2 protein-coding genes are annotated in these 12,403 nt (G+C 44.5%); one reads left to right on the forward strand and one right to left on the reverse strand.

Annotated features, from left to right (window positions below):
* Positions 1–10: 10 nt before the first annotated feature.
* Entirely contained in the window at positions 11–11,131 is an 11,121-nt protein-coding gene (locus R7H07_RS02035; protein ID WP_242539559.1) for a tandem large repeat, read from the reverse strand.
* A 253-nt stretch (positions 11,132–11,384) separates the two neighbouring features.
* Here R7H07_RS02035 and R7H07_RS02040 point away from each other — a divergent pair, with 253 nt between their 5' ends.
* Positions 11,385–12,359 (forward strand): peptidoglycan DD-metalloendopeptidase family protein, encoded by a 975-nt coding sequence (locus tag R7H07_RS02040; RefSeq protein WP_065275203.1) that lies wholly within the window; start codon positions 11,385–11,387, stop codon positions 12,357–12,359.
* Positions 12,360–12,403: the final 44 nt, after the last annotated feature.

Here is a 12,403-nt window from a genome sequence, read left to right on the forward strand (position 1 = left end):
CTCGCTTTATTTATGCCGCATTTTTTAAAGTTTTGTTCTCACTAAAATATCGGTTGTAAACAGCACCTAAGGAGGCTGTACTTGCGAAACGATCATAGTTAAATGTTGCTTGAGCCTCTTCGGCAGAGGCGGAAAGCTTATTGGTACCATTTACATAAATCGTCACTACCCCCTCCTTCAGTCCTGAAAGATCTAAATCAGTTGTCCATGAGTCTGAAAGCACGGTAGCCATGCCTGTGGCTTCTGTACCATCAGCGTCGACTGCTTTAATATCTATGAACTCACCATCTTCAAACCGTTCACTGCTACCACTTACTGTCACGCTTTCCACTCCAGTAACATCGTTGATAACGTCTAGGTGTATTGTCGGTGTAATTGGCATGGAGTAAGCCGTGTTCTGGCCACCGGTATTTCCTGATAAGTCTTGGTAGTCACGAACAAGCAACGCCACATTGAGCTCTGACGTGCTTGGTACCACCACATCACCAGTCCAAACACTTGGGTCCGCGGTTGCCACTAATGAAGTGATCGTCGTGCCACCTAACTCCGCTGCGGCGGATTGCAGATCTTTATCGAATTCCAGCGTTACCGTCACGCTTTGGCCGATGGCTTGGTGCTCAGGCGTAAACGTCACGTTAGTCAACGTTGGCAGAGACTGCGCGAGTGTAAAGCTCTGGCTTTCACTCACTTCAATGCCCGCTGAGTTCGTCCCCTTCACCATCACAGTATAAGTGCCATTGGTTTGGTGACTCATATCAATCGCGTCACTGGTCCAAGTGCCACCGGCTTGTACCGTTGCACTGCTGCTTTTCAATACCGTCGCGCTGCCTTGGGCTTTCACGTCAACACGCAAGGACTGACCATCAAAACGTGTTGACGTACCTTCGAATTGTAGCGTGGCGGCATGCGTTTCATCCACACTGCCCACTGGCACAATAGCTAAGGTTGGCGTGATCGGCATGGAGTAAGCCGTGCTCTGGCCACCGGTATTTCCTGATAAGTCTTGGTAGTCACGAACAAGCAACGCCACATTGAGCTCTGACGTGCTTGGTACCACCACATCACCAGTCCAAACACTTGGGTCCGCGGTTGCCACTAATGAAGTGATCGTCGTGCCACCTAACTCCGCTGCGGCGGATTGCAGATCTTTATCGAATTCCAGCGTTACCGTCACGCTTTGGCCGATGGCTTGGTGCTCAGGCGTAAACGTCACGTTAGTCAGCGTTGGCAGAGACTGCGCGAGTGTAAAGCTCTGGCTTTCACTCACTTCAATGCCCGCTGAGTTCGTCCCCGTCACCATCACGATGTAAGTGCCATTGGTTTGATGACTCATATCAATCGCGTCACTGGTCCAAGTGCCACCGGCTTGTACTGTTGCACTGCCGCTTTTTAGTACCGTCACGCTGCCTTGTGCTTTCACTTCAAGACGCAGGGACTGACCGTCAAAGCGTGTCGACGTGCCTTCGAATTGTAGCGTGGCGGCATGCGTTTCATCCACATTGCCCACTGGCGTAATAGCTAAGGTCGGCGTGATCGGCATGGAGTAAGCCGTGTTCTGGCTACCGGTATTCCCTGATAAGTCTTGGTAGTCACGAACAAGCAACGCCACATTCAGCTCTGACGTGCTTGGTACCACCACATCACCAGTCCAAACACTTGGGTCCGCGGTTGCCACTAATGAAGTGATCGTCGTACCACCTAACTCTGCTGCGGCGGATTGCAGATCTTTATCGAATTCCAGCGTCACCGTCACGCTTTGGCCGATGGCTTGGTGCTCAGGCGTAAACGTCGCGTTAGTCAGCGTTGGCAGAGACTGCGCCAGTGTAAAGCTCTGGCTTTCACTCACTTCAATGCCCGCAGAGTTCGCCCCCGTCACCATCACGATGTAAGTGCCATTGGTTTGGTGACTCATATCAATCGCGTCACTGGTCCAAGTGCCACCGGCTTGTACCGTTGCACTGCCGCTTTTTAGTACCGTCGCGCTGCCTTGGGCTTTCACTTCAAGACGCAGGGACTGACCGTCAAAACGTGTCGACGTGCCTTCGAATTGTAGTGTGGCGGCATGCGTTTCATCCACATTGCCCACTGGCGTAATAGCTAAGGTCGGCGTGATCGGCATGGAGTAAGCCGTGTTCTGGCTACCGGTATTCCCTGATAAGTCTTGGTAGTCACGAACAAGCAACGCCACATTCAGCTCTGACGTGCTTGGTACCACCACATCACCAGTCCAAACACTTGGGTCCGCGGTTGCCACTAATGAAGTGATCGTCGTACCACCTAACTCTGCTGCGGCGGATTGCAGATCTTTATCGAATTCCAGCGTCACCGTCACGCTTTGGCCGATGGCTTGGTGCTCAGGCGTAAACGTCACGTTAGTCAGCGTTGGCAAAGACTGCGCCAGTGTAAAGCTCTGACTTTCACTCACTTCAATGCCCGCTGAGTTCGTCCCCGTCACCATCACGATGTAAGTGCCATTGGTTTGATGACTCATATCAATCGCGTCACTGGTCCAAGTGCCACCGGCTTGTACTGTCGCGCTGCTGCTTTTCAATACCGTCGCGCTGCCTTGGGCTTTCACTTCAAGACGCAGGGACTGGCCGTCAAAACGTGTCGACGTGCCTTCGAATTGTAGCGTGGCGGCATGCGTTTCATCCACACTACCCACTGGCGTGATGGCTAAGGTCGGCGTGATCGGCATGGAGTAAGCCGTGCTCTGACTACCGGTATTCCCTGATAAGTCTTGGTAGTCACGAACAAGCAACGCCACATTGAGCTCTGACGTGCTTGGTACCACCACATCACCAGTCCAAACACTTGGGTCCGCGGTTGCCACTAATGAAGTGATCGTCGTACCACCTAACTCTGCTGCGGCGGATTGCAGATCTTTATCGAATTCCAGCGTCACCGTCACGCTTTGGCCGATGGCTTGGTGCTCAGGCGTAAACGTCACGTTAGTCAGCGTTGGCAAAGACTGCGCCAATGTAAAACTCTGGCTTTCACTTACTTCAATGCCCGCTGAGTTCGTCCCCGTCACCATCACGGTATAAGTGCCGTTGGTTTGGTGACTCATATCAATCGCGTCACTGATCCAAATGCCACCGGCTTGTACCGTTGCGCTGCCGCTTTTTAGTACCGTCGCGCTGCCTTGGGCTTTCACTTCAAGACGCAGCGACTGACCGTCAAAACGTGTCGACGTGCCTTCGAATTGTAGCGTGGCGGCATGCGTTTCATCCACATTGCCCACTGGCGTAATGGCTAAGGTCGGCGTGATCGGTAATTCGTGAGCGGTGTTATCCTCACCTATGTTGCCAGTCAAATCTTTAAATTGACTAACAACCAAGTCGACACTTAACAGCGCGGTGCTCGGAACTTGTACATCACCAACCCAGACCTTTTTATCTGCCGTTGCTGACAGAGAACTAATGCGATTTCCGCCAAGCGTAGCGGTCGCCTCTTGGAGCTCTTTGTCAAACTCAAGCGAGACACTCACGCTTTGCCCCACGCTCTGATGCTCGGGGTTAAATGTCACATTGGTTAGTTTTGGTAAGGTTCCTTCAACCGCGATACTTAAGCTGCTTCCTTTTCCAGGAATTGTGTTGGTACTTTGATAGCTATCATCCTCTACCTGTATTGTTATGTTTTTATCTTGCTTTTCTGGACTGATGTAATTAACCGTCCACGTAACGTTGTCTGAAGTGGACCACGTATCTTGCTTTAACGTTCCTGTTGCGCCGTTATCACTAGCGACAAGATGGACATCTGAGATATCAAAGTTCGTAACTTCTTCTGTAAAGTTAAACGCGAGCGTAATCTCTTCGCCTCCAAAAAGAGGGGCGCTTGAAGCAGCAGATATACTTAGCCCGGGAACGGTTGCAGCTTCCACATGTGCGTCAATAGAACTCTCGTTCTTATTATCCACTTTGTCTGTTGCTGCCACCGTGATCGTATGATCGCCTTTCGGTAACAAATAGCTTATAACATAAGGCCCCGCTTCAGTTGTCGGCTCAGTAATCGCTTGAGGAGCCACAGTGCTGCCACCACTCACCGCTTTTGACGTGACGAGGTTTAAATTTTTATCTGTAATGTATGCGCTAATTTCTAGCTGATACTTATCGTTTGTCGGCACCTTAGAGGTTTGATTAGCACTTAAGCCCGAAATACTTGGAGCGTCATAATCAACAATAGATTCGATAACCTTTCCATCATAACTTTTGCCTAGTAATTCAAAGCTTGTATTCTCTCTTCCAACTGAGTCCGTCACCGTCACCTTAAGGGTATATGACCCTTGGTTATCGACGGCAAAGTTCATCATTCCATTACCACTAGATGAGATAACATCACCTGAGTAACGCAAGGAATCACCGAGGCTTGGAATAAGCTCCACAGAATATTGTGAAGCTTTCACTCTTTCTCCTTCCACCGTAGATACCGTAAACGGCTGGCTTGCCTTGGTTAAAAACAGTTTCCCACCCTGCAAACTCGTAATTCCATCGAAATCAACTGTGACTTTAGGAACACTAATATCAATGACTTTTCTGATATCAGAATACAGTCCGACGCTATCTGTCGCTTTGATGTCTACTGTGATTGAACCACGCCCCTCTAACTGAGATTTCGGTAGTTCAAAGTACGTAGATGAACCATTCCCATCCTCTACTCTTTCTTCTTGATAACTCGGGTTTAAAACCGAGTAGTTTACTGTTGCCAGGCTGCTACCAGTGTCCGTTATGTCAAAACGAAAACGAACATTATCAGGATTTGTTGGCGATTCGGTTACGATAATCTCATCGCCAACACTTGGAGGTGTGTTGTCAACTTTAATATCAACGGTCGCTTCACCGACTCTCGACCACACATCCGTTGCGGTAATCGTTGTCCTGATCGTTTTTCCATCCGCATCGCTAGGAAGTTCACTTGTAAATGTTGAACACTTGTAGGTTGGATCATCTGCACACACCTCTAATTGTGCAAACTTCTCCGGATTATCTTTATAGTTGTAGGATTCCGTTCCAAACCTGGCCATCACATTGTCTAGTCTAGAGTTTTCATACAGCTTAATTCTGAATTTGGCGACAAGCTGCTGACCATTAATGGTTGTGTTTCCGACCGGATCAGTAATTTCAACGACTACCGAACCTTTAGGTAATTCAAGCAGTAGATCGTGCTCTGGCGTCAAGTTTCCTGCTAAATCAGATAAGTTCTTGATTTTGTATTCTTGAGTTGTACTCAGGCCATCAATAATATCGGCATAGGATTCAGAATACGTACACTTGATATTTCCAACACCTTTGGCACAAGTCGTTGGTGTATAAGCTTTGTTGCCAAGATTACGAACCAACTTTGGATATTCATCTGAACTTTCGGTATTCACGCCTGATAAAGCATCATTGAAAGAGAGCTCAAATGTGAGCATCTTCTTCTTCAAAGCTTCATCAAACCAAACATCACTTCCTTTAAAACTGTATGAGTTACCATCTACGACTGTCGGTGCATCAATATCCACCATCGAGAAATTGAACTTGTTGATCGTTTCACGTCCATTTGTAGCCAAGGTTTTAGTGATCAAAGTAACAGGTGCTTTGGTCATGTTTTGCCCAACATTGACACTACAACTGTAAGGTTCTTGCGATACGTTGATAACACCAGAAGTTGGTTGCTCATTAGTTGGTGGCGCATCTAGAGAGTTGTATTCTTCACGAACCCAACACTCTAACGTTTTGGCTTTGACCGCACTCAATGTAGTAAAGGTGACATCAAGAACACCATCAGATAAGTAATTTTGGAAGTCCAGCGGGCTTTCAACTGTTAGAACCACGCCTTCACGCTGTACGCTAAAGGTTTGGTTTACTTTTCCAACCTTTCGGTCTTTTTCATCAAGGTAACGAACTTTGTTATAAACTTTGATATCAAGTTCATAATTACCATCTTTGGCAATTTGTGTAGAAAGCAACGTTGCAGTCCAAGTGCCATCTGCGGTTTCTGAGAACGTAAAGTTAGTCCCGTTTTGCTCTCCAGAGAATCTATAAGTTGAGTCAATTCGATCAACGCCACTATCATCAACAATATCAAGCGTAAGTACGATATTCCCATCTTGATAGATGGTGTTATTTGTAATTGGCGTTCCATCCGTGTAACTCATCGCCAGCGTCACCTGCGGGATTGAGTTGTACACTTTGACGGTAAAATCTTGCTCATCACTGGTTAAGGTTGTGTTGCCACGAACATCAGACCCTTTTAAACGAATCTTGTGTGTACCCGAACCTAAATCACCAAGACTCACTTTGAGATCCTCATTGATTTTTGTACCAGGAGAGCCAGGTAATGGTTCCAGATCGCTAAACGTCCAATACTCTAGGCTTTCTCTATTTACGCCATTAATTGAAACATCACCGTTTGCATTTAGGTCTAGCGCCGTTAGGTCAAAGACATAGTTACCTAAGTAGTAGTCATTCGCATTGAAACCACTTAATCCTAATGTTGGTCCATCACGATCAAGAATAACCTTGTGCGCGTTAGAACTAGACTCAAAACCATAAATATCGGTTGCTTTTACATACAATGACGTTGTTTTTTCATCTTCAGAAATGTCTATTTTATCTGTGTCACTCTTGATAAGAGACATGACAAACTCTTTAGATGAATCCGTTGGCACAATTGTCTTAATTGGCGAATCTTTACCACTTTGATACAGCGAGACTTGCTCAAGGTCTGAATCGTCTATTACGGATTTAAATCGCACGTTGAACTCACGCCCTATAACATAGTTCTCTTTGGACAATGTGTCTTCAACCCAAGGCGTATTTAGGATGATTTCAGGGCCTTTGTTATCGACTTGGAAGGTAAATTTCCCTGTTGTACTAACATTGGCAGGGTAAGCGTTGTCCGTCGCAGTGACGTAAAATTCATTCCATTCATCGTAATCAAATGCTTTTGAAACCAGTTGGACTTTGACGTCAGGCTGTTCACCAACTAGGTATGGTACGTCACACGCCTCTGTTAGAGGGTCACAGCTTTCTAATGTCAGAGCCTGACCAGATCCGCGGCGCAAATCTATTTTTACGTTATTGCCAGAGCTTAACGTCCCCCAATCAATGACAGGTGTCCATTGGTTATTACCACCTAAACGGCTTTGAACCTGCTCACTTTTTACAATAGGGGCTTCAGAGTCGATACGAATATTGAATCTCGGAGCGGTGCTAGTTAACTCTGAAACGGAGTTACCTAAGTTGTCCTCTGCTGCTGCAACAACTAACCAATCTCCATCACCAGGATAAATCGTAGAGCCTTGATTTGAACAAATCTCGCCCGTACATAGTTTGACTTTAAACGCGTCTTTCGAGTTACTTGCAAAGTTTTCTGGTGTATATGTTACTTTTTCACCGGTTTGCTGGTAGAAAACAAGGCCCCTCGAGGCAAGCTTATCACCAACAATATCCTCAACCTTGAAGGTTAATTCATGAGTATTGTTCGCATTTAAATAAATACCGTTTTCTACAGGTTTACCATCGACATCATTCGGTGGAAGGTAACTGGCCTTAGGGAAGTCGTTATCAATAAACACCGATTCTATAAACGGAGATTTACCATTGTAACCATACGCATTGCCATGTGGGTCCATAGCACTGGTCTCCACGGCAAACTCTATAATGTCTTTTAGTTCACTAGACTGGGAGTTGAGGGTGAAGAAGTACTCTTTTCGATAAGCATTGCTGCTGCCTGAGTTTTCTACGATGTTGATGTCCAGTGGTATTTCAATATTTGGCTCATTAGCTTGATACCACATCGTGCTAAACTTCGGGCCGTAAGCGTCGGTTCCTACAATACCAGAAGGATCGTCTAGGACAATTTTAGAAACAACCTCGCCAGCGATATAAAGCCTATTACCAACCATCGTCTCTCTACCGCTTTCAATGGTTAATTTTGGCTGCGGAGGCAAGGTATCGATACTGCTACCCTCTGTATCAAAAATGTTCTTACCATTTAAGTCAGGATTAGCCATCGAAATATCATCAGCATAGAGCTGCGCGATATTGGTCTCAATACCGTATTTGCTCGCCATGATTTCATAATACGATTGCGCCAGGTCTTTTCGGTAAGTTTCAGCGCCAAACGTGTAAGAATCGAGCGTAACTTGACTTCCTCCTGCCCCTATACCATTTGCTTTTCCATCGTAGCTAAAATCATCGTAAATAGCAGATGCAAAATCTAATGAGTTATTTCTTGGCATTCTCTCGGCAATACTATCAATTGCTTCAACAAGGAATCGGTGTAGATAGTCATTTGATGGCTTGTCTGGAATCGCTTTAGTTGTAAGCATTTCATTGGTTGCATAAGACACAACCGTTGGGTCAAACCCAAAGAATGAGTTGTTATTCGTACCTGATAACGCGTAGCGCACCTCATCAAGAATTTGAATCGCACGTTCTGAAGTTTTCTCTCCCGCTGTCACTTGATCCCACTGGAAATCAAACAAACCAGTCTGATATGTCGATAGTTCAGTAATATAGTAAGTTTGAGAACCTTTGAGCTTAAAATACACACCAATATTGGCCTTGTTTAAGTCAACCGTTACTTTCTTGGTCCCTGGATCTCTTTTCCATTGGTAATAGTATGGCTCACTGCCTTCGATACCAATTAAACGAACACGCATGAAATCATAATTCACTACGTCAGTTGTGGTTTCACAGCTCGCTACGTCAAGAGCCATAGACTGGTCACTTTCCAGTTGCTGGATAGTGGTACAACTTGCAAGTGAAGTGAATTCACCACTTGGGCTCAACCCTTCAAGTTGAGCTCGCGCACCAATAAATGGTGTCACCACTTTTATGGTTGGTAGGTCAAAGCTACTTCTAAAATATACTTCTCTTGGAGTGCTTTCGTTATCAGACTCATCGACGGTTTGAATGACTAACTTTTGACTACTGTTTTCTGATACCGATTTAAAGCTGTCACCCAAAATATCTCTTACAAAAGGAATGTAATAGATGACATCCTCTACTCGCCCATTGCTATCTAACAGCGTTTCGTGCGGAATTTTTGCGATGTAATCGTCATCGGATGCGGTTGTGTCAATAACTTGCTGAAGTGAGTAGTTGTTATCGTTGTTTTGGCTTACGTAGTACTTGACGACGAGCTTAAGCTTATTAGCGTTGGAGCCTAAAACCGTATCGGTGTTTACGTCTGATACTTTCACACGAACATAAGGGATTTTATTCTCTTTCAATAAATTAGCGTTGAAGTTACTAAAATCTATCCCTTTTAATGAGCTCTGAATCCCTAAACTTGCGTACGCATAGTCAATCTTCAGGAAATCGCGGCTTGCTTGAACATTGTCTGGGGTGTACGTATCTTGAGAGTAGATACCATCGTAAGTGGTTCGTTCACCATCTAAACCCACATTTACGTACGTCATTGACGTACCTTCAGGATAGGTTATCGTCTGTGCTGGCGCTTGATCGTCACGACTTACTGCATGCTGCGCAGAGCCCGTATTGCCTTTGCTATCCTTCGCTCGAACCTCAAAGACCGTCGTAGATAGGAATTCATCAGTTGGGTAAGCCTTACTAAACTCACAAGCATTTCCAGACTCTACAGTGACAGGAGAACATGTGACGCCCTCATGTAAGCCATCTTTAAATGAAATACTGACAGAACTAATCTCTTGCGAGCTTTCTTTTACAACCCCTTTCAGAACGTATTCTTTAAGTTGGTTATTAATTGCACTCGCCGATGTAATATCGATAACAGGCGCATCGTTATCCCATTCAAAGTTGATATGAAGACCCGAATGGCTGCCTGGAATTAACTCATTACCCAGTACATCCGCTGTATATAAGACTAACCGTGCTGCTGTTACGTTTGAGAGCCCTGTGGCAGGGTTCATATCTACACTATCGATCTCTTTAGTATTAATGTTAACTTTAACGTTGGTCTCTCGAAGGCCAACTTCAAAATCATCAAATTCAACCGAACAGAATGTGCTTCCAAAATCTTGTATGTCGTTACATTGAAATTCACCAGACCAAGAGCCATTAATCTGATACTGAATAAAGGCGGATACGTCTTCTACACCGATATCATCAACAATTTTTAGGTCAACTTTATCGGTGCCTGCAAGTACATCACGGTCAATGCGTGTCACGATAGGCGCTGTGGTATCAATCTCCGTCCCATCTCGCGGTGGAATGATGCCATCTGTACTGCCATATGTACCTAAGTCATTAAGCTTCTTACTAAAGTCGACATAGTCGGCAGCATCAGTACCAGAAATATTGATACTTGGGTCGTTTACCACGATCAAAACGTGCTGAGATAAGTCACGTGTGTAAACGTCGCTGTTTATCTTTTTCTGTCCAAAGCTGAGGGGAGTCACTGCTCCTGAAGTCTTGCTCACTTCAAGACCATCAAGAACACCATCTGCAATAACATCCCGATATTGGATGTCAGCGAAGTGCATCGAAGTGTAGACGTTATCGCTGTTGCCGTATTTTTTTATAAGATCGTAAGAGTAAGACGAGTATGCTGTTAATAAAGCACCGTATTGATGCCCAGCACTAGCAAAACTGCTTTGCCCACCTTTGGTAATATCAATAGGTTTGGTCTCATTTACGTCAAAACCATACATGCTATTGATACTATCCAAAGCGGTTGAAAAGGCACTTTCATCTGTGGCCCCCTGAGAAATTTTGTACTTTGCCAAGCCTGCTGCCAAGTTCGACAGCGGAGTAAGCATTAACTTTTGCTCACTCCCCTCTTTAAAGTTCACAACACCTTCAAATTTAAGTGTCTTCGCATTACTCACAGATACCGTTTCATTTGTAAACGGATCGGTATAACTCCCCTCTTTTGCAACAACAAAAAGAGGCATTGACGAAGATTCAAACTCTAGCAGATAGTTTCCGAAGGCATCAGACGTCGTGTTAGCCAACTTCCGACCTAAGTTTCCATTTTTGAACTCGAAAACCTCAATCTTGGCGCCATTGACTGGGGCGTCAAACACCATACCGGAAATGCTTCCTTTGCTTCTAGCTGGAGGTGTGTTGTCTCCTCCATCACCACCACCACATGCACTCAATAAAAGAGATGTAAGCGTAAGACCTAATGTTAATTTCAGCGTATTTTTAGCGAACATAGTAATTTGGCAAAATATATTTTCCCAAGATTATATTATTGAAAAATATTTTCTCAACGTGACATTAACACCAACAAAATAGGCATAAACACCAAGCCAACCGTCACTTTGACTGAATTATTAAAATTATTTTTACATCCTATAATTATTAACTTAGTGAAAACAGAGGAATTACTCATGCTTTAATGCTAGTTTTTATTTAAAATATTATACTCTACGCACAACTGTCAGTATTGATAAACCAACAAAACTAATGACTATTTTAATAATAAAAAGGAGTGTGCAAGCTCCTACCGTAGCCCTTATCACTACTGCGTTAATCATATTGATTAGCGTATCGCTTTCTCACTACTTCCTCACTCCTGTGGATAGGCTACCTACCATCAAGCCTTTAGAATTCGAAAGTGAGAATGTGCAGCCACCAATTAATAAGAATACTCGTAGGCAAAAAATCACTATCGGTGTTGTTGAATACTCTTTTGTCGCTTCATTATTAAAATCAGGAGTGAGTCAAAAAGAGATCAACTTGCTATTAGCACATATCAAAAGCAAGTTTAATATTATTGACTCTATTAAAAGAGGTGATAACTTTATCTTAAGAACTAAATTAAATAGTAAAAACGAAACTTACATTAGTTCTTTTTACTATTTAGGCAGTAAAACTGATTTATTTATTATCAATGATGGTCACGGTAACGTATTTGATGAGCATGGTGTGTCGATAAATAATCAGTTCATGTTTTCTTCACCCTTTGATAAAAACTACAGAGTGAGCTCTGACTATGACTTAAAGCGAACACATCCAGTGACCAATATAACGACTCCGCACTTAGGCACTGATTATGCCACACCTGTAGGTACACCGATTCGTAGTATTGCTGATGGCATCGTTTTAAAGTCCCGCTACAACCGTTTTGCCGGCAACTACATTAATATCCGCCACACAAATGGCTCTGTATCACGCTACCTACACTTATCTCAGCGCAACGTCCATGTTGGTGAGAAGATCAGCCGAGGACAAGTGATAGGGAAAACGGGTAACACAGGAAGAACAACAGGGCCGCATTTACACCTTGAACTGCACATCAATGGTATTCCAATTGATTACGAGCGATACATTCAAAGGCACCCAAACGCTGACGTAAATATAGAAATGCTGATTGCAGCGAGAAAAGAAAAAGCAGAGTTAACAGCGGAATGGCAACGGTATGAGCAGTCAAATAGGTAACAACAGTCACTTCGATTCGTGTATTCTTCCTACTGCCATTTATC

The organism is Vibrio sp. Vb1127, from assembly GCF_033338735.1.
GTDB classification, from domain to species: domain Bacteria; phylum Pseudomonadota; class Gammaproteobacteria; order Enterobacterales; family Vibrionaceae; genus Vibrio; species Vibrio alginolyticus.